Below are 24,209 nucleotides of genomic sequence, written 5' to 3' on the forward strand. Positions count from 1 at the left end.
TGAATCCCAGAGGAATGCTCATGAACGAAACTGCTCTACAGAACAAGGCGCTGGCGGTGCTGCTGACCCTGGTGACCGTCGCCTTCGTGTGGATCCTGCTGCCCTACTACGGAGCAATTTTCTGGGCAGTCATCCTCGGCATCCTGTTCGCGCCCTTGCAGCGTAACCTGCTGATCCGCTTCAATCGGCGGCGCAACCTGGCGGCTGCCACCACCTTGATGGTCTGTCTGCTGGTGGCGATTTTGCCGGTGATCATCACCAGTGCCTTGTTGGTGCAGGAAGGCGCCACGCTCTACCAGCGAATCGAGAGCGGCCAGTTGGATATCGCCGGCTACGTCGAACGGGGCAAGGACATGCTACCGGCGTTTGCCCAGAACGGCCTGGACCGCATGGGCATGGGTAATCTCGATGGCTTGCGCGACAAGATCACCAAGTGGGCTACCCAAGGCAGCCAAGTCCTGGCCAGCCAGGCGTTCAGCTTTGGTCAGGGCACTTTCGATTTTTTGGTGAGCTTCGGCATCATGTTGTATCTGTTGTTCTTCTTCCTGCGCGAGGGCGCGGAGCTGGCGCGCAAGGTCCGCCTGGCCGTGCCGCTCCCGGAGCACCAGAAGCGTCGTCTGCAATTGAAATTCAACCGGGTGGTGCGCGCTACGGTCAAAGGCAATGTGCTGGTGGCGATTACCCAGGGTGCCTTGGGAGGACTGATTTTCTGGGTGCTGGACATTCCCAGTGCGCTGGTCTGGGCGGTGCTGATGGCGTTCTTGTCGCTGCTGCCAGCGGTCGGGGCAGGGATCGTCTGGGCGCCGGTGGCGGCTTACTTCATCCTCACCGGGGCGATCTGGCAAGGCGTGGTGCTGAGCGCCTTTGGCGTGCTGGTGATCGGCTTGGTCGACAACGTGTTGCGGCCGATTCTGGTGGGTAGGGATACGCGCATGCCTGACTACCTCATTCTGGTGTCGACGCTCGGTGGCCTGGCGGTGTTTGGGCTCAATGGGTTTGTCATTGGGCCGTTGATCGCGGCGTTGTTCATCTCCAGTTGGGCAATCTTTGCCGCGACCAAACCACAGGTGCAGTTGCCTTCGTAAGGGCCGCGCAGCGGCCCCAATTACACTTGGCCTGGATGGCTCATCAACGCAAGGTGTAGGACACCCCGGCATACACCCCGAAGCCTTCACCCGGCGTCATCCGTGGCATGTCTTTGCCAGCATCGTCATAGCCAGGCGTCACCGTCGCCGCGTAACGCTTGTTGGTCAGGTTGCGCAAATCCAGCCAGGTCTGCCAGTCCTGCTTGGGTGAGTCCCAACCCAGGCGCGCACCGAGCAACGCATAGGCATCGGCATGGCCGCTGTTGGCATAGTCGACCTGCACCTTGGACGCCATCTGCGTGTTGACCCCGGCATAGAAGCCGCTTGGCCAGTCGTAGCGCAATTCGGCCTGGTAGTAATGCATGGGGATGCCTGGCAGGCGGTTGTCGCCGAATTTGTCATCGTCGCGGTAGTGGAAGTCGCTGAAGGTATAGGCCTGGCGCAACGCCAGCTTGCCGACGCCGGCACCCTCCCACAGCACGCTGTCCAACGCAGCTTCGACCCCCTGGTGCACGGTAGGGCTGGCGTTGAATTCGGCCGCGGGTATGCCGGGCACGATCTCCACTGCCAACAGCTCGTGGCGCACTTGCGAGTAATACCAAGCCAATTCCCAGCGGCCAACAGCGGCCTCACCCCGAGCCCCCAGCTCAAGGGTCGTGGCGGTCTGGTTGTGCATCTCGATGGGCTGGATCTGCCCGCCACTCACGGCGGGCGAACTCCAGATCAGCGACCAGGGATGTGGCGGCTCGACCGAACGGCTGAGGTTGCCATAAACCTGCAGGTTGGGGTTCAGGTCATAGCGCAGGCCAACCCGCGGGGCATAGTCCCAATCATGCTGGCTGACCTTGCCGCCAGCGGCGGGGTAGCTGACATCGCTCTCGCGGCGGGTGTAGATCATCGCCAGGCCCGTGGTCAGCCACAGGTCGGGGATCAGCTCCAGGTCGTTGCCCATGTGCAGGACCGTGTCCGAACCCTGGTAGCTGAAGTCGCGGGTGCGCGCGCCGATCACGTCGCCGTTGCGTTTGAACTGCGAGGCGCCACTGTTGGGCAAGTGCTTGGTGGTGCGCCAGCCGACGGTGGTCTTGCTCTCACGGCCAAACAGGGTGTCGCGGCGCAGGTAGTTCAAGCTGCCGCTGACATCGGTGTAGGCGACCTTCAAGCGCATCGGGCCTTCGCGCAGGTCCATCGGATAGTCGTGATAGACCAGCCCGGCTTCCAGGCGCGAGTCATCGTCGAGGAACACCGTGGTCTTATTGCCGACCCAGGTGCTGCCCGGTTGCGGGCGACTGTCGTCGCGGGCCAGGTAGGCAGCGTTGGCTGCCCGTGGGTCGTGCTTGATCTGGTCTTTGCGCAAGCGCCCGGCCAGCTCGTTTTCAGTCTCCCGGTAGCGCAGGTAGAAGCGCGTTTCCAGGTTGGGGTTGAAGCGATAACCGACGTTAGCGGCGATCCCCTTGGCACTACCGCTGCTGTGCTGCTGGTAGCCGTCGTATTCGGCGTCGGTCAGTGCCACATAGTAGTCAAGGTTACCCAGCACCTGGCCGGAGCTGATGTGGCGTCGGGCATAGCCACGGCTGCCCATTTCATAGCGCAGTTGCAAGGGCGCGGCATCGTAGCCGGTATGGGTCACGTAGTTGATCGCACCGCCCAAGGCCAGCGCGCCTTGATCGAAACCATTGGCACCACGCAGGACTTCGGCGCGGCTCAGCCACAGCGGCTCGAACAGTTCATAGGGAGTGCCGCCGGGGCCGGTCAGCGGCAAACCATCGAACATCGTGTAGACACCGGAGCCATGAGCGCCGGGGGCGCGGTTGATGCCCGAACCGCGAATCGACAGCTTGATGCCGTCGTTACCGGCAGACTGGGCGAACACCCCCGGCTGATAGGCGAGCACGTCCTGGTTGCTGGCCACCCGACCTTGTCCAACCCGCTGCATATCCACCAGGTTGCTGGCGCCGGGGATCTCGAGCAGGCGCTCGCGGGCGGCGTCGAGCTCGCTTTGCTGCTGATCCTGGATCAGTACCTGGTCGAGTTCGATGCGGCCAGCGGCCTGGGCGTTGGTGCTGGCGACGAGCATTGCCAGCAGGGAAAGGGGCAGGGTGGGGCGCATGGCTTTAGAGAGGTTCCAGATCGAGTGCGGGAGTCTGACGCTGCAAATGGCAGACGAAGCACAGTGCTCGATCAGTAGTGAAATCACCGGCCTCATCGCGGGGCAAGCCCGCTCCCACGCCAGCCTGTAGTGCGTACTTCAGGCTGGCGTGAGAGCGGGCTTGCCCCGCAATGGGCCGCATAGCGGCCGCGAAAAAAAACACCCCGCCGAAGCGAGGTGTTTTGTACCGCCTTGAAGCAATCAGCCGATCAGTTGCAGACCCGCCTGCTGAACCATCTCCAGCAACGGCTGCGGATACACACCGAGGACGAAGGCGAGCAGGGCGATGGCCAGCAGCATCACGCCACCGGTGCGCTGCTCCCACTTCAGCGGGGCATCGTGGCGGCGCAGGTTCGGCTCGACCAGGTACAGGGTAACCATGACCCGCAGGTAGTAGTACACGCCGATGGCGCTACCGATGACCAGGGCACCGACCAACCACCACAGCTGCGACTCGACGCCGGTAGCGATGATGTAGAACTTACCGATGAAACCTGCAGTCAGCGGGATACCGGCCAGCGACAGCATCATCACGGTCAAAACCGCAGTCAGGTACGGACGACGCCAGAACAGGCCGCGGTACTCGTACAGGGCGTCGGCATCACGACCAGCGTACGGCGAGGACATCAGGGTGATAACGCCGAAGGCGCCAAGGCTGGTGATCACATACGTGACCAGGTATACGCCCATGGCTTCCAGGGCCAGGCCCTTGCTGGCGATCAGGGCGATCAGCAGGTAGCCGAAGTGGGCGATCGACGAGTAACCGAGCAGACGCTTGAGGTTGCTCTGGGTCAGCGCCAACAGGTTACCGATCAGGATCGAGGCCACGGCGATCACTGCCAGTACGGTGCTCAGCACGCCACTGCTAGCAGCAGGGGAGAGCATGAACAGGCGTACCACCACGGCGAACACCGCGACCTTGCTGGCGGTGGCCAGGAAGGCTGCGACCGGCGCCGGGGCGCCTTCGTAGACGTCCGGGGTCCACAGGTGGAACGGCACCAGCGACAGCTTGAAGGCCAGGCCAACCAGCATCATGCCCAGGCCCAGTTGCGCCAACAGGCTTGGCATGCCAGTGCTGGCCAGGGCCTTGCCGATGCCGTCGAAGCTCAGGCTGCCTGCATCGGCATACAGCAGTGCCATGCCGAACAGCAGGAAGGCGGAACCGGCCGCCGACAAGACCATGTACTTGATACCGGCTTCCAGCGAGCGCTTGTTGAAGAACGCGTACGCCACCAGCCCGTAGACCGGCACCGACAGCAGCTCAAGGCCAATGAACAGGCCCGCCAGGTGGTTGGCGCTGACCAGCACCAGTCCGCCCAGGGCCGACATCAGCAGCAGCAAGTAGAGCTCTTCGCGGTTGCCCGGATAGCCCTTGGAGCCTTCGCCCAGGTAGGCATGGGCGAGGGTCACGCAGGCCAGGGTGGCGACCAGCATGATCGCCATGTACAGGCAGGCGAACTTGTCGATGGTGATCAGCGGGGTGACCGCCAGCGGCGCAACTTTCAGCGCCGGCAGGATCGACAGCAGGGCCAGGTTCAGGCCGATGGTGGACAGCAGGAAGGTCTGTGAGTGATTGCGCTTCCAAGCGATCGCCAGCATCACCACGACTGTGGTGATGGTGGTGATCAGCATCGGCGCCAGTGCGATGAAGTGTTGAGTGGTGAATTCCATAGCGCTCTTACCGGGCCGAAGCGAGTTGAGTGAAAGCGGAGCCGAGCCACTGCTGCACACCGCTCATGGTGGCGGCAGAGGTGTCGAGGAACGGCTGCGGGTAGACACCGAGCAGAATCAGCAGCCCCGCCAGACCCAGCACCATGATCAGCTCGCGGCTGTCCATGCCCGCCAGGACGGTGTCGGACTTGGCCGGACCGAAGTAGGCGCGGTGGATCATGATCAGCGAGTAGACCGAACCAAAGACCAGGCCGGTGGTGGCGATCACGGTGATCCAAGGCACGTGGACGAAGCTGCCGATCAGGATCAGGAACTCGCCAACGAAGTTACCCGTGCCTGGCAGGCCCAGCGATGCCGCAGCGAAGAACAGGCTGATGGCCGGCAGGTAGGCGATGCGGTGCCACAGGCCACCCATCTGGCGCATGTCGCGGGTGTGCAGGCGCTCGTACAGCTGGCCGGACAGGATGAACAGCGCGGCAGCCGACAGACCGTGGGCGAGCATCTGGATCACTGCGCCTTGCAGCGCTTGCTGGCTGCCGGAGTAGATACCGATCAGCACGAAGCCCATGTGCGAGACGCTGGAGAAGGCGATCAGACGCTTGATGTCGGTCTGCGCGAAGGCCAGGAACGCACCGTAGAAGATGCCGATCAGGCCCAGGGTCATGGCGATCGGGGCGAACTCGGCCGAGGCATTGGGGAACAGCGGCAGGGCGAAACGCAGCAGGCCGTAGGCGGCGGTCTTCAGCAAGATACCCGCCAGGTCCACCGAACCTGCCGTTGGCGCCTGGGCGTGGGCATCAGGCAGCCAGGAGTGGAACGGCACTACCGGCAGCTTGACCGCGAAGGCGATGAAGAAGCCCAGCATCAGCAGGTATTCGGTACCGGCTGGCAGTTCGGCCTTGAGCAGGTCGCTGTAGTTGAAGGTGATCACGCCGGTGGTGTTGTAGTTGACCAGCACCAGGCCGAGGATCGCCACCAACATGATCAGGCCGCTGGCCTGGGTGAAGATGAAGAACTTGGTCGCCGCGTAGATCCGGGTCTTCTTGCCATCTGCCGAGCTGTGGCCCCAGAGCGCGATGAGGAAGTACATCGGCACCAGCATCATTTCCCAGAAGAAGAAGAACAGGAACAGGTCCAGGGCCAGGAACACCCCGACCACGCCGCCGAGGATCCACATCAGGTTGAGGTGGAAGAAGCCGACGTGGCGCTGGATCTCTTTCCACGAGCACAGCACCGAGAGCACGCCGAGCAGGCCGGTGAGCAGGATCATCAGCAGCGACAGGCCATCGAGCGCCAGGTGGATGCTGATGCCGAAGCGCTTGATCCACTCGACCTTGTATTCCAAGGTCCAGGCAGGTTCAGCGCCCGGGGCAGGGGCCAAGGTGTAGTCGCCGGTGCCCCACAGCCAGAGGCCGATACCGAGCAACAGGGACATGGTCAGCAGCGCAATCCAGCGCGGCAGGGTCGAGCCGAAGCGCTCGCCCAGCCAGCACAGGAAGCCGCCGATGAAGGGGATCAGGATCAGCCAAGGCAAAATCATGACGGGTTCGTTTCCTTTGGCAAAGTCGCAAGGTTCGCAAGATTCATAGTCATACCGCAGCCGCCAGCACGGCGCCGAGCACGAGTACTGCACCTACGGCGATCGAAGCGGTGTACCAGCGCAGCTGGCCAGTCTCGGTCTTGCTCATGGCGACGTGGCCGCCACGCGCCATCCGAGGAATCAGGCCGATGCTGCGGTCCACCGGATCCTTGCGCAGGATGTGGCAGATCAGCAGGTAAGGTTTGACGAACAGCTTGTCGTAGATCCAGTCGAAGCCCCAGGCGGCGAACCACCAGGCCGACAGCGCGCGGCCGATGCCGCTGTTAGCGATCGCGGTGACCAGGCGACGCTTGCCCAGGAACAGCACCGCAGCCAGCAGGATACCGGCGATGGCGATGGCGCCCGAGGCGATTTCCAGGCTGTGCTTGGCTTCGCCGCCAGCGTGACCAGCGCTCTCTGGCAGAACACCTGCCAGCGGCGGATGGATCCAGGCGCCGACGAAGGTCGACAGCACGATCAGGGTACCCAGGGGCAGCCAGTGGCTAATGCCGTGGCCAGCGTGGGCTTCGGTCTTGGCTTCGCCGTGGAAGGCGATGAAGATCAGGCGGAAGGTGTACAGCGAGGTCATGAACGCACCGACCAGGCCGGCGTACAGCAGACCGGTGTTACCGCTGGCGAAGGCTTCCCAGAGGATCTCGTCCTTGGAGTAGAAACCGACGGTGACGATTGGCAGGGCCGCCAGGGCCGCACCACCGACCACGAAGCTGGCGTAGGCCAGCGGCAGTTTCTTCCACAGGCCGCCCATCTTGAAGATGTTCTGCTCGTGGTGGCAGGCCACGATCACCGCACCGGAAGCAAGGAACAGCAGGGCCTTGAAGAAGGCGTGGGTCATCAGGTGGAAGATCGCCGCGTCCCAGGCACCTACGCCCAGGGCGAGGAACATGTAGCCGATCTGGCTCATGGTCGAGTAGGCGAGGATACGCTTGATGTCGGTCTGGACCAGCGCGGCGAAGCCGGCCAGGACCAGGGTCACGCCACCGACGATGCCGACCAGGTGCAGGATGTCCGGCGCCAGGGCAAACAGGCCGTGGGTACGGGCGATCAGGTAGACGCCTGCGGTCACCATGGTCGCGGCGTGGATCAGGGCCGAAACCGGGGTAGGACCGGCCATCGCGTCTGCCAGCCAGGTCTGCAGCGGCAGCTGCGCCGATTTACCCACCGCACCACCGAGCAGCATCAGGGTGGCCAGAACCATCCAGGTGTCGCCAGCCTGGAACTTCTGCGGTGCCAGCACCAGCAGTTCCTGCACGTTCAGGGTACCCAGCTGGGCGAACAGGATGAACAGGCCGATGGCCATGAACACGTCGCCGATGCGGGTGACGATGAACGCCTTGAGCGCGGCGTTACCGTTGTTGCGGTTGCTGTAGTAGAAACCGATCAACAGGTACGAGCACAGGCCCACGCCTTCCCAGCCGAAGTAGATGAACAGCAGGTTATCGCCCAGTACCAGGAACAGCATGCTGGCGATGAACAGGTTGGTGTACGAGAAGAAGCGCGAGTAGCCGGCTTCGCCACGCATGTACCAGGAGGCGAACAGGTGGATCAAAAAGCCTACGCCAGTCACCACGCCGAGCATGGTCACCGACAGGCCGTCCACGTACAGGGTGAAGTTCGGCGCAAAGCCGTCCACCGACATCCACTGCCACAGCAGCTGGCTGTACGCGCCGCCTTCCGGCGGGGCGACGTTGAACTGCCAGATCACGTAGGCGGCCGTCGCGGCCGAGAGGCCCACCGAGCCGACGCCGATCAGCGCGGACAGGTTCTCCGAGAACCGTCCACGGGAGAACGACAGCAGCAAGAAGCCGATCAGGGGAAAGACGAAAGTCAGGAAGATAAGGTTCATCCGCGCATCTCACTGGCAGCATCGATGTCGAGAGTGTGGAAGCGGCGATACAGCTGCAGCAGGATTGCCAGGCCAATACTGGCCTCGGCGGCTGCCAGGCTGATCACCAGAATGAACATCACCTGGCCGTCGGGTTGCACCCAACGGGCACCGGCGACGATGAACGCCAGGGCAGAGGCGTTCATCATGACTTCCAGGCTCATGAGGACGAAGAGAATGTTGCGGCGGACCATCAGGCCAACCAGACCTAAGCAGAACAGGATGCCGGCGACCGCCAGACCATGCTCGAGAGGGATAGCACCCATGATTTACTCCTTCGCCTCGTTGCGGCCCAGGTGGAAGGCGGTGACGGCTGCGGCGAGCAGCAGCATCGAGGCCAGTTCGACCACCAGCAGGTAAGGGCCGAACAGGCTGATGCCGACGGCCTTGGCGTCCACGGTGGTGCCGCTGATGCCGGCGCCGCTTGGCGCGACGAACAGCACGTAGAGCAGCTCGAGCAGCAGCAGGGTGCCGAGCAATACCGGCCCTGCCCAGATGCCTGGCTTGAGCCAGCCACGTTCCTGGGCGACCGAAGCCGGCCCAAGGTTGAGCATCATCACCACGAACACGAACAGCACCATGATGGCGCCGGCGTAGGCGATCACTTCCAGGGCACCGGCGAACGGCGCACCCAGGCTGAAGAAGATCATGGCCACGGAGATCAGCGAAATGATCAGGTAAAGCAGGGCATGCACAGGGTTGGTACCGGTCACCACCCGAAGGGTGGAGACCACGGCGATCCCGGATGCGAAGTAGAAAGCGAATTCCATCTTTCTGTCCTTATGGGAGCAAGCTCTTCACGTTGATCGGCTCAGCTTCGTTCTGTGCAGAGCCTTTCGGCTTGCCAGCGATGGCCATACCCGCAACACGGTAGAAGTTGTAGTCAGGGTTCTTGCCGGGGCCGGAGATCAGCAGATCTTCTTTCTCGTACACCAGGTCCTGACGCTTGAACTCGGCCATTTCGAAATCCGGCGTGAGCTGGATCGCGGTGGTCGGGCAGGCTTCCTCACACAGGCCGCAGAAGATGCAGCGCGAGAAGTTGATGCGGAAGAACTCCGGGTACCAACGACCGTCCTCGGTCTCGGCCTTCTGCAACGAGATGCAGCCAACCGGGCAGGCCACCGCGCACAGGTTGCACGCTACGCAGCGCTCCTCGCCATCGGGGTCGCGGGTGAGGACGATGCGCCCGCGGTAGCGCGGCGGCAGGTACACAGCTTCTTCGGGGTACTGCAGGGTGTCGCGTTTGCGGAACCCGTGGGAGAACACCATGGCCAGGCTGCGCAGCTGGGTGCCGGTGCCCTTAACGATGTCGCCGATATACTTGAACATGGGTCAAATCCTCACTGGGCCGCGACGGCTGGCGTGTTGTAAAGCACGAGCGCAGCGGTCACCAGCAAATTGATCAGGGTCAGCGGCAGGCAGAACTTCCAGCTGAAGTCCATCACCTGGTCATAGCGTGGGCGCGGGATCGAGGCGCGCAGCAGGATGAACAGCATGATGAAGAACGCGGTCTTCAGGGCGAACCACAGGAACGGTACTTGCGGCAGGATGCCGAACGGACCGTGCCAGCCACCGAAGAACAGGGTTACCAGCAGCGCCGAGATGAGGATGATGCCGATGTACTCACCGACGAAGAACATGCCCCATTTCATGCCGGCATATTCAATGTGGTAGCCGTCGGCCAGTTCCTGTTCTGCTTCCGGCTGGTCGAACGGGTGACGGTGAGTCACGGCGACGCCCGCGATGAAGAAGGTGCAGAAGCCAAAGAACTGCGGAATGATGAACCACAGGTTCTGCGCCTGGTAATCGACGATGTCGCGCATGTTGAACGAGCCAACCTGCACCACCACGCCCATCAGTGCCAGGCCCAGGAACACCTCGTAGGAGACGGTCTGTGCCGAGGCCCGCAGGCTGCCGAGCAGGGCGTACTTGTTGTTCGACGACCAGCCGGCGAACAGCACGGCGTAGACCGACAGACCGGCCATGGCGAAGAAGAACAGCAAGCCGATGTTCAGGTCGGCAACGCCCCAGGTCGGGGTGATCGGGATGATCGAGAAGGCAATCAGCAGGGCGCTCATCGCCACCACCGGTGCCAGGGTGAAGATCATCCGATCGACGAAGGGCGGGTTCCAGTCTTCCTTGAAGAACATCTTCAGCATGTCTGCAGCGATCTGGAACATGCCGAACGGGCCAACCCGGTTCGGACCGTAACGGTCCTGCCACCAGCCCAGCAGGCGCCGCTCGACGAAGCTGAGCAGCGCGCCGCAGACCACCACGGCCAGCAAGACCACCACGGCCTTGACCACGGCGATGATCGCATCGATCACTTCGGGGGTGAACCAGCTCATTGTGCTGCCTCCTGCAGGCCTTCTACGGATGCACCGAAGATGGCTGGCGGAATGCCGGCCAGGCCTTTCGGCAACGCGACCAGGCCTGCGCCCAGCTGTTCATTGATCCGCAGCGGCAGGCGCAGTGCCACACCGGCCACGGTCAGGCTCAGCATTGCACCGTCGTTGACGCCCAGGCGATCGGCTTCGGACTTGGCCAGGGCCACGTAGGGGGCCGGGATGCGCTCTTGCACGGGCGCGGCGCGCGAGGAGCTCTCTTCGCTGCCGAACAGGTGGAAGAACGGTACTGCAGTCCAGCTACCACGGGCCGGGTTGAAGGCGCCCGGAATGGCGTTGAACCAGTTCAGGCGATCACCCTGCGACTCGATCAGGCGGATGCCTGGGTCACCGGCACGCAGGTGGCCACCGACTTCGTCCTGGAACTTGTTCCAGGCCTGCGGCGAGTTCCAGCCCGGCGACCAGGCGAAGGGCACCTGCTGACGGGGCTCGACCGAGCCCGAGTAACCTTCCATGGAGAAGGCGAACGCGGAGTCTTTGTCTTGCGGGGTGCGCGGTTCGTGCACGCTGATGTTGGCGCGCATGGCAGTACGGCCGGAGTAGCGCAGCGGCTCACGGGCAAGCTTCATGCCCTTGATGCGGAACGCAGCACTTGGCGCGGCGTTGACGATCCCGGCCAGTTGCGGCGCGGCTTCGGCGCAGGCGCTGGTGACGTGGTCCAGCTGGGTCCAGTCGACCGGCTTGTTGAGCAGGGTGGCACGCAGGGCGTGCATCCAGCGCCAGCCTTCGTGGATCTGGATGCTGCTGTCCAGGTAGGTCGGATCGAACACCTGGAAGAAGCGCTGGGCACGGCCTTCCTGGCTGACCAGGGTGCCGTCGCCTTCGGCGAACGATGCCGCTGGCAGGACCAAGTGGGCGCGATCGCTGGTGGCGGTCTTGGAGTGGTCGGCGACGATCACCACCTTGGCCGCAGCCAGGGCCGCGTCGACCTTGGCGGCCGGGAGGCGGGCGTACAGGTCGTTTTCCACAACCACGATGGCGTCGGCTTTGCCGCTGATCACTGCATCCAGCGCGGCATCCACCGAATCACCGCCGAGCATGGCCAGGCCGAGGCTGTTGGCCTCAGGCACGACCAGGCTCAGCGAGCCGTTCTTCTCGCGCAGCTTGAGCGCCTTGGCGATGTTGGCGGCCGCTTCGATCAGGGCCGGGTCGGCCAGCGAGGTACCGGCAACCACCAGCGGACGCTGGGCGGCGACCAGGGCATCGGCGATGCGCTGGGCCAGGGCCTTGGCGTCATCGTCCAGGCCTGCTACGGCCGGAGCGCTCGGGTCGATGGCATGGGCCACGGCAAAGCCCAGGCGCGCCAGGTCGGCGGGAGCTGCATGCACGCACTCTTCGGCGACGTCGTCGAGCTTGGTTTCAGCAAGGCTGGCGATGAACAGCGGGTACAGCGCGTGCTGGCCGATGTTTTTCACCGCAGCGTCGAGCCAAGGCTGTACGCGCATGGCGTCGGCCATGGCTTCGGCCTTGCCCTTGGTGGCCTGGCGCACGGCCAGGGCAACGCGGGCGGCGGTCTGGGTCAGGTCTTCACCGAGCACGAACACGGCGTCGTGATCTTCGATCTCACGCAGGGTCGGCACGGGCAGGGGGCTGGCGTTGAGTACATTCAGTGCCAGGCGGACACGGGCCAGTTCGCCGGCTTCCATACCCGAATAGAAGTACTCGGCACCGACCAGCTCGCGCAGGCCGTAGTTGCTTTCCAGGCTGGCGCGTGGCGAGCCGATACCGACGATGGTACGGCCGCGCAGCAGGTCGGCGGCCTTGTCCAGGGCGGCGTCGAGGCCCAGCTTGGTGCCATCGGCCAGCTGTGGCTGGCGCGGGCGGTCCTTGCGGTTGACGTAGCCATAGCCGAAGCGGCCACGGTCGCACAGGAAGTACTGGTTGACCGAGCCGTTGAAGCGGTTCTCGATCCGGCGCAGTTCGCCGTAGCGCTCGCCCGGGCTGATGTTGCAGCCGCTCGAGCAGCCATGGCAGATGCTTGGGGCAAACTGCATGTCCCACTTACGGTTGTAGCGCTCGGAGTGGGTCTTGTCGGTGAACACACCGGTCGGGCAGACCTCGGTGAGGTTGCCGGAGAACTCGCTTTCGAGCACGCCGTCTTCAACGCGACCGAAGTACACGTTGTCGTGGGCGCCGTAGACACCCAGGTCGGTGCCGCCAGCGTAGTCCTTGTAGTAACGCACGCAGCGATAGCAGGCGATGCAGCGGTTCATTTCGTGGGAAATGAACGGGCCGAGGTCCTGGTTCTGGTGAGTACGCTTGGTGAAACGGTAACGGCGCTCGTTGTGGCCGGTCATCACCGTCATGTCTTGCAGGTGGCAGTGACCGCCTTCCTCGCAGACTGGGCAGTCGTGCGGGTGGTTGGTCATCAGCCATTCGACGACGCTGGCGCGAAACGCCTTGGACTCTTCATCTTCGATGGAGATCCAGGTGCCGTCGGAGGCAGGGGTCATGCACGACATGACGATACGACCACGGGTGTCGTTCTCGTCGGTGTACTGCTTGACCGCACACTGCCGGCAGGCACCGACGCTACCGAGCGCCGGGTGCCAGCAGAAATAAGGGATGTCGAGGCCGAGCGACAGACAGGCCTGTAACAGGTTGTCCGCACCGTTGACTTCGAGCGCTTTGCCGTCTACGTGGATAGTGGCCATGGTTCAAAGTTCTTCGTTGGCCCGCGTGAGCAGGCGTGGCTAATGGAAATCGGTGTGCCTGCGGCTCTGCCCGAGACACTCGGACGAGCCTGCGAGGCTGGCGGATGGCACGGACCACCCGCACGTGATCTTGTTATGCGCCGACCACGATCGGCCCGGTCGGGATTGGCTTGGCCAGGTTCGGGCGCAGGGCCTCGCTAGCGGATTGGCTGGCGACGCCGGCCTCGAACTCGGACCGGAAGTACTTGATGGCACTGCCCAATGGCTCGACGGCACCGGGTGCGTGAGCACAGAAGGTGCGGCCAGGGCCGAGGAAGTTGACCAGTCCCAGCAGGGTCTCGATGTCTTCGGCGCGGCCTTGGCCTTGCTCCAGCGAGCGCAGCATCTTCACGCTCCAGGGCAGGCCGTCACGGCATGGGGTGCACCAGCCGCACGATTCGCGGGCGAAGAACTCTTCCATGTTGCGCAGCAGCGAGACCATGTTGATGCTGTCATCGACTGCCATGGCCAGGCCCGTACCCATCCGCGTGCCGACCTTGGCGATGCCGCCGGCGTACATCTGTGCATCCAGATGTTCTGGCAGCAGGAACCCGGTACCGGCGCCGCCAGGCTGCCAGCACTTGAGCTTGAAGCCATCGCGCATGCCACCGGCGTAGTCCTCGAACAGCTCGCGGGCGGTAACGCCGAACGGCAGCTCCCACAGGCCGGGGTTCTTCACCTTGCCGGAGAAGCCCATCAGCTTGGTGCCGTGGTCTTCGCTGCCTTCGCGGGCCAGCGACTTGTACCAGTCGACGCCGTTGCCGACGATGGCCGGAACGTTGCACAGGGTTTCGACGTTGTTCACACAAGTCGGCTTGCCCCATACGCCCACGGCGGCAGGGAAGGGCGGCTTGGAACGCGGGTTGGCGCGGCGGCCTTCGAGCGAGTTGATCAGGGCGGTTTCTTCACCGCAGATGTAGCGCCCGGCACCGGTGTGCACGAACAGCTCGAAATCAAAACCGCTGCCCAGGATGTTCTTGCCCAGCAGGCCTGCGGCCTTGGCTTCATCGATGGCGCGGTTGAGGTTCTTGGCGGCGGTGGTGTACTCGCCACGCAGGAAGATGTAGCCACGGTAGGCCTTCAGGGCGCGGGCGCTGATCAGCATGCCCTCGACCAGCAGATGGGGCTGTTGCTCCATCAGCATGCGGTCCTTCCAGGTGTTTGGCTCCATTTCGTCCGCGTTGCACAGCAGGTAGCGGATGTTCATGGATTCGTCTTTGGGCATCAGGCCCCACTTCACCCCAGTGGGGAAGCCAGCGCCACCACGGCCCTTGAGGCCGGCGTCCTTGACGGTCTGGACGATATCGTCCTGGGACATCTGCGCCAGTGCCTTGCGGGCGGCGGCGTAGCCGTCCTTGGCCTGGTACTCGTCGAGCCAGACTGGCTCGCCGTCGTCACGCAGGCGCCAGGTCAGCGGGTGGGTTTCGGCTGCGCGCGCGATGCGGTTGGCCGGGCCGAAGGAAGTGATGGTCATACGTAACCCTCCAGCAGTTTGGTGACGCCAGCAGGCTGTACGTCGCCAAAGGTGTCATCGTCGATCATCAGCGCCGGGGCCTTGTCGCAGTTGCCCAGGCAGCACACCGGCAGCAGGGTGAAGCGCCCGTCTGCGGTGGTCTGGCCCAGGCCGATGCCCAGCTCGCTCTGGATCTGGCTGACGACCGATTCATGGCCGCCGATGTAGCAGACCATGCTGTCGCACACGCGAATGATGTGGCGGCCAACCGGCTGACGGAAGATCTGGCTGTAGAACGTAGCCACACCTTCGACGTCGCTGGCCGGGATGCCGAGGATCTCGCCGATCGCGTAGATGGCACCGTCTGGCACCCAGCCGCGCTGTTTCTGGACGATCTTCAGGGCTTCGATGGACGCCGCGCGCGGGTCCTCGTAGTGGTGCATCTCGTGCTCGATGGCCGAGCGCTCGGTTTCGCTCAGGGCGAAACGGTCGGTTTGGATAAGCGTGCTGTTCATGCTTAGCGGTCCACGTCAGCCATAACGAAGTCGATACTGCCCAGGTACGCGATCAAGTCCGCGACCATGCTGCCTTTGATCACCGAAGGGATCTGCTGCAGGTGCGGGTAGCTTGGGGTACGAATCCGGGTGCGGTAGCTCATGGTGCCGCCATCGCTCGTCAGGTAGTAACTGTTGATGCCCTTGGTCGCTTCGATCATCTGGAACGACTCGTTGGCCGGCATCACCGGGCCCCACGAGACTTGCAGGAAGTGCGTGATCAAGGTCTCGATGTGCTGCAGGGTGCGCTCTTTCGGTGGCGGCGTGGTCAGCGGGTGGTCCGCCTTGTACGGGCCTTCCGGCATGTTGCGCAGGCACTGGTCGATGATGCGGATACTCTGGCGCATCTCCTCGACCCGGACCATGCAGCGATCGTAGGCATCGCCGTTGTGGGCCAGCGGTACTTCGAACTCGAAGTTCTCGTAGCCGGAGTAGGGGCGGGCTTTCCGCAGGTCGAAGTCGCAACCGGTGGAACGCAGGCCGGCACCGGTGGTGCCCCATGCCAGCGCTTCCTGGGTGTTGTACGCGGCAACGCCGATGGTCCGGCCTTTGAGGATGCTGTTCTGCAGGGCCGCCTTGGTGTACTCGTCGAGACGCTTGGGCAGCCATTCGACGAAGTCCTTGACCAGCTTGTCCCAGCCACGCGGCAGGTCGTGGGCGACACCACCGATGCGGTACCAGGCCGGGTGCAGGCGGAAGCCGGTGATCGCTTCGATCACGGTGTAGGCGCGCTGGCGGTCGGTGAAGGTGAAGAACACCGGGGTCATGGCGCCGACGTCCTGGATATAGGTACCCAGGAACAATAGGTGGCTGGTGATGCGGAAGAATTCGGCGAGCATGATGCGAATCACGTCGACTTTCTGCGGCACCTGGATACCGGCGAGTTTCTCAACCGCGAGCACGTACGGCAGGTTGTTCATCACCCCGCCGAGGTAGTCGATACGGTCGGTGTAGGGGATGAAGCTGTGCCAGGACTGACGCTCGGCCATCTTCTCGGCACCCCGGTGGTGGTAGCCGATGTCCGGGACGCAGTCGACGATCTCTTCGCCGTCCAGCTGCAGGACGATACGGAACGCACCGTGCGCGGACGGGTGGTTGGGGCCAAGGTTGAGGAACATGTAGTCCTCGTTGGCGCCCTGGCGCTTCATGCCCCAGGCTTCCGGGTTGAAGCGAGCCGATTCCTCTTCAAGCTGCTGCTTGGCCAGGGTCAGGCTGTAGGGATCGAACTCAGTGGCGCGGGCAGGGTAGTCCTTGCGCAGCGGGTGACCTTCCCAGGTCGGCGGCATCATGATCCGGCTCAGGTGCGGGTGGCCGGCAAAGTCGATGCCGAACATGTCCCAGACTTCACGCTCGTACCAGTTGGCGTTTGGCCAGATGCCGGTCACGGTCGGCAGGTTCAGGTCGCCTTCGCTGAGCGCGACCTTGATCATCACGTCGCTGTTACGCTCGACCGACAGCAGGTGGTAGAACACGCTGAAATCGGCGGCGGGCAGGCCGCGGCGCTGGGTGCGCAGGCGTTCGTCGACGCCGTGCAGGTCGTACAGCATGCTGTAGGGCTTGGCGACGCCGCGCAGGAAGGTGAGCACCTCTTTGAGCTGGGCGCGCTTGACCCACAGCACTGGCATGCCGGTGCGGGTCTCTTGGGCGACGAATGCTTCGGCGCCAAAACGGTTGTTCAGTTCGACGACCACATCTTGGTCGTCAGCCTTGTAAGGCGGAATGAAAATAGCGTTGTCCGCTGTCATGGTCTCGGTCGCTTTGGGTCAACGTAGAGAATGAAGCCAGGCCGCCGGCTCCAGGGGGAGCGGGCGGCAGGTCGCTGGATCAGACTTCGTCGGGGCTGCGCAGGTTGGTTACCGCGATACGCTGTTCGCGACGCAGGTCTTTCTGGGCAGGCATCTCGGCACGGTAAATGCCTTGATCACCAACCACCCAGGAAAGCGGGCGTCGCTCCTGTCCGATCGATTCCTGCAGCAGCATCAAGCCTTGCAAGAACGCCTCAGGGCGTGGCGGGCAGCCAGGTACGTAGACATCCACGGGGAGGAACTTGTCGACCCCCTGAACGACCGAGTAAATGTCGTACATGCCACCGGAGTTGGCGCACGAACCCATGGAGATGACCCATTTAGGTTCGAGCATCTGCTCATACAGGCGCTGGATGATCGGCGCCATCTTGATGAAGCAGGTCCCGGCGATGACCATGAAGTCGGCCTGACGCGGCGAGGCCCGGATGACTTCGGCGCCGAAGCGGGCGATGTCGTGGGGTGCCGTGAAGGCCGTGGTCATTTCCACGTAGCAGCAGGACAGGCCGAAGTTGTACGGCCAGAGGGAGTTCTTGCGCCCCCAGTTGACCGCGCCACGCAGGACATCTTCGAGTTTCCCCATGTAGATGTTCTTGTGGACCTGGTCCTCTAGCAGTTGGTCGGTGACGGTTTCCCGCTCACCGACCGGATACTGCTCGTTGGGCGCATCCGGATCGATTCTGGTGAGATTGTATTGCATGCCAAAGCCTCATTGTTTCAGCTTCGCTTGCCGCTTGCGGCGACCTTCGGGAGCCCAATCAAGTGCCCCGACGCGCCATAGGTAGACAAGACCTGCCAACAGAATTGCTATGAAAACGAGTGCTTCGACGAATCCGGTCCAGCCGCTTTCGCGGACGGACACAGACCATGCAAAGAGAAAGAGGGCTTCGATATCGAAGATCACGAACAGCATCGCGACCAGATAGAATTTGGCGGACAGGCGCAGGCGGGCGCTGCCTACGGGCAGCATGCCGGATTCGAAGGGTTCGTTCTTGGCGCGGCCCCAGGCCTTGCTACCGAGCAGGCTGGACAGACCGAGCATGAAGGCGCACAGGCCGACGACACCCAGGAGGAAGATGGCAAAGCCCCAGTTGTGGGCGATGAGTCCTGCCGAATCGGACATGCTAGAGATCCTTATACAGAGACCCAGCTCTGCAGTCTGAAATAAGTAAAGCGGCGACGTGGTGTCGCAGGTGCAGTGACCAAATGTCGCAGCTGAATCAATCGCGCTGATTTTATGGGTAAACCCAGTGCAAGTAAAATTTCTGTCGCAAATTTATTCGTAGGATTAAGAACAAAAAACTTTTGTAACTGGCTGAAAGCCTTGGTATTCGGGCATTACGCCTGCTTTTGTTAATTATGTTTCTTGCCTCGCGTAACGACTTGTAAGTTGCGTAATGATAATCAATATCATTTGATTTGAGCCGGTTAACTTTACCGGGTCTGAGCCTTGCAAAGTTCATTGGGCACACCTCGCTACTTGCAAATGCGAAAAACTCTCGTTCTAGCAGTTTTGCGCACCGCGTGCCCCGCTCTGGATCAATACTTTACCGATTAAGCCGCGTGCGGCCGACGACGCGATCGCCCATTGGCCGAGCCAGTAGGCGAGGATGATAAGGTACTGCGCCGCAGGAAACGGGCTGACGAAGCGGTCGATCCCGATCAGGCTGTCGGAGAACACGAACAGGCAAGCACCTAGCGCTGCCAGGCCACCGCAGGCCAGAGCGCGCCAGAGCATTGCGCTGATCACCAGGGCGTACAACGCCACCGGTAGCAACAGGGGACCTAGGCCGTGGCTGGCGAGCAGGTAGAACAACCCGCTGCCAGCGACCGCGGCGAGCAACAGGGCGGGCAGGGTGCTTTGGCGGTTTTGGCTGTAATAGCCGCGCAGGTAGGCCAGGTGAGCAAAAAGAAACGCGCCCAGACCGAACACGAACAGATCCGCTGGAATAGCCAGGAATATGTCGCCCAGTACCGAAAAACCAAGGCCGATCATGATCCAGCGGCGGTAGGTCGTGGCCGGAGTGGTTCGCAGCCAGAGGATCAGGGCTAGCACCGGGACCGGTTTGGCCAGCAGGGCGAGCACAGCGTTGCCGCTGGCCAGCGCATATAGATAGAGGGCAGCGGCGACCAGGGCCAAAACCAACAGGCTGAATGGGCGGGACATGGGCAGTCCTTGCTGTAGTTATGGGGCAAGCATAGACCCTAACCTCTGTTGCTGCCCGTATCCGCCTCGACACGGGCAAGCCCGCTCAGGTCATGCGCCGATGTCAAATGTGGCGCATGACCTGTAGCGGCGGGCTTGCCCGCGATGAGGCCAGTACAGACGCAGACGACAAAAGGCCCGGGCACCTCAACGGTGGCCCGGGCCTTCTTCATTTCAGCAGCAAGCCACTCTCTATCAGTGGAACTGCTCTTCCTCAGTCGAACCGGTCAGCGCGGTCACCGACGAAGCGCCACCCTGGATCACCGTGGTCATGTCATCGAAGTAACCGGTGCCCACTTCCTGCTGGTGCGCGACGAAGGTGTAGCCTTTAGCCGCGTCAGCAAACTCTTGCTCTTGCAGTTTGACGTAGGCGGTCATGTCGTTGCGGGCGTAGTCGTGCGCCAGGTTGAACATGCCGTGCCACATGTTGTGGATGCCAGCCAGGGTGATGAACTGGTGCTTGTAGCCCATGGCCGACAGTTCGCGCTGGAACTTGGCGATGGTGGCATCGTCCAGGTTCTTCTTCCAGTTGAACGAAGGCGAGCAGTTGTACGACAGCAGTTGGTCTGGGTATTCCTTCTTGATCGCCTCGGCGAAACGACGCGCTTCGTCCAGGTCCGGCTTGGCGGTCTCACACCAGATCAGGTCGGCGTACGGCGCGTAGGCCAGGCCGCGAGCAATGGCCTGGTCGAGGCCGGCACGCACCTTGTAGAAGCCTTCACGGGTGCGCTCACCGAGCACGAACGGCTGGTCGTACGGGTCGCAGTCGCTGGTCAGCAGGTCGGCTGCGTTGGCGTCGGTACGGGCCAGGATGATGGTCGGTACGCCGGCAACGTCGGCAGCCAGACGTGCAGCGACCAGCTTTTGTACGGCTTCCTGGGTCGGTACCAGTACCTTGCCGCCCATGTGACCGCATTTTTTCACCGAAGCCAGCTGGTCTTCGAAGTGCACGCCAGCGGCGCCCGCTTCGATCATGTTCTTCATCAGCTCGTAGGCGTTCAGCACGCCGCCGAAACCGGCTTCAGCGTCGGCCACGATTGGCGCGAAGTAGTCGATGTAGCCTTCGTCACCTGGGTTCTTGCCCGCTTTCCACTGAATCTGGTCGGCGCGGCGGAACGAGTTGTTGATGCGCTTGACCACGGTCGGAACCGAGTCGACCGGGTACAGCGACTGGTCGGGGTACATCGACTCGGCCGAGTTGTTGTCGGCGGCAACCTGCCAGCCGGACAGGTAGATAGCCTGGATGCCGGCCTTGACCTGCTGAACAGCCTGGCCGCCGGTGAGGGCGCCCATGCAGTTGACGAAATCTTTTTCAGGGCGGAAAGAGGGGTGGGCACCTTGGGTGACCAGCTTCCACAGTTTTTCTGCACCCACCTGGGCCAGGGTGTGCTCCGGTTGCAGCGAGCCACGCAGGCGAACGACATCAGCGGCCGTGTAGGTACGGGTCACGCCTTTCCAGCGCGGGTTCTCGGCCCAGTCTTTCTCGAGGGCTGCAATTTGCTGTTCGCGTGTCAGTGCCATGGAAATAAACCTCGTCGCATCGATCTTGGGGTAATTGTGCTGATGCTCAAAAGTCGCGGATCAGAGGCCTGGCGGCTGTCCTGTTCGGCGGTGTTGCGACGGCGAACGCGAAGGCTCGAAGGGGAAGGAGGTGCAGCGTGGGTCAGCGATGGCTGCAGGTCGGCTCGTGGATGCCTTGCTGCGGTGCGACATGGCTTGCCTGGTGACTGCGGTGATGCGCTTCCGTCCCTCGGGACAACTTCTCGTTGCAGTCGCAATCCGGTCGAACCGCCTTGTGGGCCGTATAGACACGAGGCGCCTCCAGGGGTGGGAGGAACGCGCCTCGAAGACCCTTGCCAGGGCCTCTGATTAGCGGGAGCGAGGCCATCATGCCCTTGGCAAAAAGTACCTGTCAAATGTTTTGTAGTGCTTTTTTCTGGTTACTACATCTTTGGTCTAATGCGACTCGGCAGTCAGTTTCAAGGCCTTTGGTCGAGGCCTTGAATTGCCTGGGATCAGTCCAGAAGGTCGACTTTGACACGCAATGTCATGTTTTCACCGCGCTGGGTGCTGTAACTGAGGCTTGACGGGTTGCGCTCGGCTTGGCTTTGCTGATTGAACCCGGCCAGGGTGATCCATTCGCCGAGCTTGCCGGTAACGGTTGTGTCGGTGCTTTGCACTTTCACTACATCGGGACGTTCGCTACTCATTCGATCATTATTGCTGCTGATTGCCAGGCGAACCGTCTCACCGCTGAGGCTCGGCGTGACGTAGAAACCCTGGGTCACGTTGCGGTATTCGGTGTTGGTCTGGATGCGCCCGTAGCCGTCGGTACTGCTGCTGGTGATGGGGATGCTTTGGCCGACCTGGATCAATGCCGGCTGGCCTTCGCTGGCCTGCACTTGCTGCATGCCGCCGTCGCGATTGGCGGTGCCATAGCGGATGACCCGGGCGGTGCCGCGGTTGTCCTGGAAGTTGCTGTCGTTGTTGTCGACGCTGATCAGCAGGCGCTTGGGGGCGGTATCGAGTTGTTGCAGCAGGGTGCGCAGGTCGTCGATGCGCTCCGGCTCGGCGTTGACGATCAACTTGTTCTCGAAGGCGCTGACGCTGCCGTCCTTGCCCAGGAAGGCCTGGGCGGTGGGCAGCAGTTCGGCGCTGCTGCGGTGCTGAAGCGGCACGACCTCGGTGGCGGCCTGGGCGTTGAGGCTCGCAGCCAACAGCAGGGAAGCGATGAGGGGGCGTAGCGGCATGTCCATGATCTCCGCGGGTGGAATGGACATGATGGCAAATTTGTACGGGTCTTGCCGGGTGTGGATCACACCGAAACGCTTTTATGTCGGCACTGCCCGCTCTGAACCTTTGTCTTGCCCAGGCAGTCGCAGCCAATGTGGCAACAGGGTCCTCATTATGAAGCGCTATCCAATCTTGCTGTTCTGCCTGCTCACCCACGCCGCCTTGGCGGCCCAGGAGCCGTTGCGCATCAAGTCGCTGCAGCGCTGCGCCGATTTGCTCAGCGAAGACCGGCAACAATGGTGTCTCCATGCCCAGGGCCTGGGCGTACAAACGCCTACCGTCTGGCTTGCCGGTCAGCGCCTCCCTGACGGCGATGTCCAGCGCCAGGGCGATAACCTGACATTTACCCTCACCGGCGCACACCAGCCCAGCGCACCGCTGTGGCTGGAATCTGCCGGTGAGAAGAGTAACCCCGTCTGGCTTAGCCGCCAGCGCAGCCATGTAGTGGCCGCCACTGCTGATGAAGTGGCAAAGAACATGGATGGCCTGACCACCTACCTGGACCTGGTCAGCCTGCTGATCGAGGAAAAACACCCGGGCTTGCAGGAAGCCCAACGCATCGCCGACAAGTACGGCGCCAAGGTGGTCGGCGCCATCGCGCCACTCAACGTCTATCAGTTGCGCCTACCTGTGCATGACTTGATCCAACGTGACGCGATGATCCTGCGCATGGGCAGCGAGGCCAGTGTCGATGCGCTGATCATCGAAGAGTCAGCCCCGGAGCGTGGCGAAGAAAGCACAGGGCCGTCTCGGCAGGCGATCAACCAGGCAGACGAGTGGGCCGCCAACCGCTTCATGGACGCGCTGTATTTCTACCAGCGGCGGATCCAGGCCTCGGCAATACCGGTCAAGCCGGTACGCATTGGCGTGATCGAGCGTGAGGTCGACTTCGATGCCCCAGCCTTTACCGGCTATCGCGGGCCTTGCCCGCAGGGGCAAACCTGCGTCTACGCCCGCGACGGTGACAAGGCTGAAAGCCACGGCAGCCATGTTGCTGGAATCCTCGCCGGACAGGGCGCCGAAGGTGGCTTTCTGACTGGCCTTGGCAAGGCCAGCCCAGGCTTCGAGGTCATCGTCGAACGTAACTCCGACGCTGGGATCACCGCCAACATCGCCGCTTCGGTGAACTTGGTCGAGGATGGCGCACGGGTGCTGAACTGGAGCTGGGGTATCCATCGGGTCGGGGCGAAGGACGTGCAGGGCGATGAGGTCGATTCGCTGGTGCGCTCGGGGCTTGCCATGAGCGGCTATGAAGAGTTGCTCGAGGAGTTCTTCCTGTGGCTGCGCAAGGCCCATCCCGAGGTGATCGTGGTCAATTCGGCGGGCAATGGCGCGTCTTGGTCGGGCACTGACGAATACCGCCTGCCGTCGTCGTTCGTCACCGACCAGTTGCTGGTGGTCGGTGGTCATCAGCGCAGTGACAAGGGCGTGCCAGTGACCGATCCGCAGCATGTGCGCAAGCGGCAAAGCTCCAACATCGATATGCGCGTGGATGTCAGCGCCGCCGCCTGTATCCGTTCGGCGCAGGCCAGTGAGGCGCATTGCGGTACCTCCTATGCCACGCCGCTGGTGACCGCCACGGTGGCGGCGATGCTGTCGATCAACCCTAGCTTGACCCCCGAGCAAGTGCGCATGCTGCTGCGGCGCAGCGCGCTGACCCTGGGCCTGGAGCAAGACTTCGAGGCCATGGACGCCGAGGACCTGACTGCGCCGATTTTGCCGTCGGAGCGCAATGGCCAGCTCAATCACCCAGACTTGGGCCGATCGGCGCGGCTGGACATGCAGCGCGCCCTGGATCTAGCGGTGCAGAGCCTGCAGCGGGTGCGCTGAGCCGCGCAAGGGTGGCCGCTGTAGGACAAATTCCGTAACATCGCTGACCCTGTCGCGGGGCAAGCCCGCTCCCGCGCTGTCGCTTGAGA

19 protein-coding genes are annotated in these 24,209 nt (G+C 62.8%); 2 read left to right on the top strand and 17 right to left on the bottom strand.

Annotated elements, in window-relative coordinates:
* Nucleotides 1-20 precede the first annotated feature (20 nt).
* Nucleotides 21-1,085, top strand: a complete 1,065-nt coding sequence (locus tag ACI2JX_RS04970; protein ID WP_264235847.1) for an AI-2E family transporter — start codon at nucleotides 21-23, stop codon at nucleotides 1,083-1,085.
* A 43-nt stretch (nucleotides 1,086-1,128) separates the two neighbouring features.
* Here the strand turns inward: ACI2JX_RS04970 and ACI2JX_RS04975 are convergent, their stop codons facing one another.
* The 17 genes from ACI2JX_RS04975 to ACI2JX_RS05055 form a co-directional block, all read right to left on the bottom strand.
* The gene (locus tag ACI2JX_RS04975) at nucleotides 1,129-3,192 is read right to left on the bottom strand and encodes a TonB-dependent receptor domain-containing protein (protein ID WP_264235848.1); all 2,064 of its coding nucleotides are present in this window, start codon (nucleotides 3,190-3,192) and stop codon (nucleotides 1,129-1,131) included.
* 240 nt (nucleotides 3,193-3,432) lie between these two features.
* Nucleotides 3,433-4,902 (bottom strand): NADH-quinone oxidoreductase subunit NuoN, encoded by a 1,470-nt coding sequence (nuoN, locus tag ACI2JX_RS04980; protein ID WP_264235849.1) that lies wholly within the window; start codon nucleotides 4,900-4,902, stop codon nucleotides 3,433-3,435.
* A gap of 7 nt (nucleotides 4,903-4,909) precedes the next feature.
* Nucleotides 4,910-6,442, bottom strand: coding sequence for an NADH-quinone oxidoreductase subunit M (gene nuoM, locus ACI2JX_RS04985; protein WP_186557158.1), 1,533 nt, complete (start codon nucleotides 6,440-6,442; stop codon nucleotides 4,910-4,912).
* Nucleotides 6,443-6,491: 49 nt separating this feature from the next.
* Entirely contained in the window at nucleotides 6,492-8,345 is a 1,854-nt protein-coding gene (nuoL, locus tag ACI2JX_RS04990) for an NADH-quinone oxidoreductase subunit L (protein ID WP_264235850.1), read from the bottom strand.
* Complete coding sequence (gene nuoK, locus ACI2JX_RS04995; RefSeq protein WP_008096201.1) at nucleotides 8,342-8,650, bottom strand: NADH-quinone oxidoreductase subunit NuoK; 309 nt, start codon at nucleotides 8,648-8,650, stop codon at nucleotides 8,342-8,344. Before nuoK ends, nuoL begins: the two co-directional genes overlap by 4 nt.
* 3 nt (nucleotides 8,651-8,653) lie before the next feature.
* On the bottom strand, nucleotides 8,654-9,154 hold the full coding sequence (gene nuoJ / locus ACI2JX_RS05000; protein ID WP_186557156.1) for an NADH-quinone oxidoreductase subunit J: 501 nt from the start codon (nucleotides 9,152-9,154) through the stop codon (nucleotides 8,654-8,656).
* Between the two features lie 10 nt (nucleotides 9,155-9,164).
* Nucleotides 9,165-9,713 (bottom strand): NADH-quinone oxidoreductase subunit NuoI, encoded by a 549-nt coding sequence (gene nuoI, locus ACI2JX_RS05005; protein WP_027592814.1) that lies wholly within the window; start codon nucleotides 9,711-9,713, stop codon nucleotides 9,165-9,167.
* Between the two features lie 11 nt (nucleotides 9,714-9,724).
* The gene (gene nuoH / locus ACI2JX_RS05010; RefSeq protein ID WP_186557155.1) at nucleotides 9,725-10,732 is read right to left on the bottom strand and encodes an NADH-quinone oxidoreductase subunit NuoH; all 1,008 of its coding nucleotides are present in this window, start codon (nucleotides 10,730-10,732) and stop codon (nucleotides 9,725-9,727) included.
* On the bottom strand, nucleotides 10,729-13,443 hold the full coding sequence (nuoG, locus tag ACI2JX_RS05015; RefSeq protein WP_404689536.1) for an NADH-quinone oxidoreductase subunit NuoG: 2,715 nt from the start codon (nucleotides 13,441-13,443) through the stop codon (nucleotides 10,729-10,731). Before nuoG ends, nuoH begins: the two co-directional genes overlap by 4 nt.
* A gap of 133 nt (nucleotides 13,444-13,576) precedes the next feature.
* Nucleotides 13,577-14,956: an NADH-quinone oxidoreductase subunit NuoF gene (nuoF, locus tag ACI2JX_RS05020; RefSeq protein ID WP_186557153.1), complete on the bottom strand. Its 1,380-nt coding sequence runs from the start codon at nucleotides 14,954-14,956 to the stop codon at nucleotides 13,577-13,579.
* Nucleotides 14,953-15,450 carry an NADH-quinone oxidoreductase subunit NuoE gene (gene nuoE / locus ACI2JX_RS05025; RefSeq protein WP_186557152.1) on the bottom strand — a complete coding sequence of 166 codons (498 nt, stop codon included), beginning with the start codon at nucleotides 15,448-15,450 and terminating at the stop codon, nucleotides 14,953-14,955. The genes nuoF and nuoE overlap by 4 nt, the downstream gene beginning before the upstream one ends.
* 2 nt (nucleotides 15,451-15,452) lie before the next feature.
* A complete protein-coding gene (gene nuoC, locus ACI2JX_RS05030; RefSeq protein ID WP_404689537.1) occupies nucleotides 15,453-17,234 on the bottom strand; it encodes an NADH-quinone oxidoreductase subunit C/D in 1,782 nt (593 codons plus the stop codon).
* 79 nt (nucleotides 17,235-17,313) lie between these two features.
* On the bottom strand, nucleotides 17,314-17,991 hold the full coding sequence (locus tag ACI2JX_RS05035; RefSeq protein ID WP_012313769.1) for an NADH-quinone oxidoreductase subunit B family protein: 678 nt from the start codon (nucleotides 17,989-17,991) through the stop codon (nucleotides 17,314-17,316).
* A 9-nt stretch (nucleotides 17,992-18,000) separates the two neighbouring features.
* Nucleotides 18,001-18,414, bottom strand: a complete 414-nt coding sequence (locus ACI2JX_RS05040; RefSeq protein ID WP_003251427.1) for an NADH-quinone oxidoreductase subunit A — start codon at nucleotides 18,412-18,414, stop codon at nucleotides 18,001-18,003.
* Between the two features lie 381 nt (nucleotides 18,415-18,795).
* Nucleotides 18,796-19,458 carry a lysoplasmalogenase gene (locus tag ACI2JX_RS05045; protein ID WP_404689538.1) on the bottom strand — a complete coding sequence of 221 codons (663 nt, stop codon included), beginning with the start codon at nucleotides 19,456-19,458 and terminating at the stop codon, nucleotides 18,796-18,798.
* Nucleotides 19,459-19,692: 234 nt separating this feature from the next.
* Nucleotides 19,693-21,018, bottom strand: a complete 1,326-nt coding sequence (gene aceA / locus ACI2JX_RS05050) for an isocitrate lyase (RefSeq protein ID WP_264235855.1) — start codon at nucleotides 21,016-21,018, stop codon at nucleotides 19,693-19,695.
* A 494-nt stretch (nucleotides 21,019-21,512) separates the two neighbouring features.
* A complete protein-coding gene (locus ACI2JX_RS05055) occupies nucleotides 21,513-22,277 on the bottom strand; it encodes a secretin N-terminal domain-containing protein (protein ID WP_404689539.1) in 765 nt (254 codons plus the stop codon).
* A 127-nt stretch (nucleotides 22,278-22,404) separates the two neighbouring features.
* On the opposite strand from ACI2JX_RS05055, the gene ACI2JX_RS05060 reads away from it, so the two are divergent.
* The gene (locus ACI2JX_RS05060; RefSeq protein ID WP_264235857.1) at nucleotides 22,405-24,120 is read left to right on the top strand and encodes a S8/S53 family peptidase; all 1,716 of its coding nucleotides are present in this window, start codon (nucleotides 22,405-22,407) and stop codon (nucleotides 24,118-24,120) included.
* Nucleotides 24,121-24,209 lie beyond the last annotated feature (89 nt).

The sequence above is a fragment of the Pseudomonas sp. NPDC088890 genome (assembly GCF_044900155.1).
GTDB lineage: Bacteria > Pseudomonadota > Gammaproteobacteria > Pseudomonadales > Pseudomonadaceae > Aquipseudomonas > Aquipseudomonas urmiensis.

What these genes read in the sequence shown, in the direction of transcription:
- ACI2JX_RS04970 (WP_264235847.1), top strand. Translation starts at nt 21, where the DNA reads ATGAACGAAACTGCTCTACAGAACAAGGCGCTGGCGGTGCTGCTGACC.
- ACI2JX_RS04975 (WP_264235848.1), bottom strand. Translation starts at nt 3,192, where the DNA reads ATGCGCCCCACCCTGCCCCTTTCCCTGCTGGCAATGCTCGTCGCCAGC.
- nuoN (WP_264235849.1), bottom strand. Translation starts at nt 4,902, where the DNA reads ATGGAATTCACCACTCAACACTTCATCGCACTGGCGCCGATGCTGATC.
- nuoM (WP_186557158.1), bottom strand. Translation starts at nt 6,442, where the DNA reads ATGATTTTGCCTTGGCTGATCCTGATCCCCTTCATCGGCGGCTTCCTG.
- nuoL (WP_264235850.1), bottom strand. Translation starts at nt 8,345, where the DNA reads ATGAACCTTATCTTCCTGACTTTCGTCTTTCCCCTGATCGGCTTCTTG.
- nuoK (WP_008096201.1), bottom strand. Translation starts at nt 8,650, where the DNA reads ATGGGTGCTATCCCTCTCGAGCATGGTCTGGCGGTCGCCGGCATCCTG.
- nuoJ (WP_186557156.1), bottom strand. Translation starts at nt 9,154, where the DNA reads ATGGAATTCGCTTTCTACTTCGCATCCGGGATCGCCGTGGTCTCCACC.
- nuoI (WP_027592814.1), bottom strand. Translation starts at nt 9,713, where the DNA reads ATGTTCAAGTATATCGGCGACATCGTTAAGGGCACCGGCACCCAGCTG.
- nuoH (WP_186557155.1), bottom strand. Translation starts at nt 10,732, where the DNA reads ATGAGCTGGTTCACCCCCGAAGTGATCGATGCGATCATCGCCGTGGTC.
- nuoG (WP_404689536.1), bottom strand. Translation starts at nt 13,443, where the DNA reads ATGGCCACTATCCACGTAGACGGCAAAGCGCTCGAAGTCAACGGTGCG.
- nuoF (WP_186557153.1), bottom strand. Translation starts at nt 14,956, where the DNA reads ATGACCATCACTTCCTTCGGCCCGGCCAACCGCATCGCGCGCGCAGCC.
- nuoE (WP_186557152.1), bottom strand. Translation starts at nt 15,450, where the DNA reads ATGAACAGCACGCTTATCCAAACCGACCGTTTCGCCCTGAGCGAAACC.
- nuoC (WP_404689537.1), bottom strand. Translation starts at nt 17,234, where the DNA reads ATGACAGCGGACAACGCTATTTTCATTCCGCCTTACAAGGCTGACGAC.
- ACI2JX_RS05035 (WP_012313769.1), bottom strand. Translation starts at nt 17,991, where the DNA reads ATGCAATACAATCTCACCAGAATCGATCCGGATGCGCCCAACGAGCAG.
- ACI2JX_RS05040 (WP_003251427.1), bottom strand. Translation starts at nt 18,414, where the DNA reads ATGTCCGATTCGGCAGGACTCATCGCCCACAACTGGGGCTTTGCCATC.
- ACI2JX_RS05045 (WP_404689538.1), bottom strand. Translation starts at nt 19,458, where the DNA reads ATGTCCCGCCCATTCAGCCTGTTGGTTTTGGCCCTGGTCGCCGCTGCC.
- aceA (WP_264235855.1), bottom strand. Translation starts at nt 21,018, where the DNA reads ATGGCACTGACACGCGAACAGCAAATTGCAGCCCTCGAGAAAGACTGG.
- ACI2JX_RS05055 (WP_404689539.1), bottom strand. Translation starts at nt 22,277, where the DNA reads ATGTCCATTCCACCCGCGGAGATCATGGACATGCCGCTACGCCCCCTC.
- ACI2JX_RS05060 (WP_264235857.1), top strand. Translation starts at nt 22,405, where the DNA reads ATGAAGCGCTATCCAATCTTGCTGTTCTGCCTGCTCACCCACGCCGCC.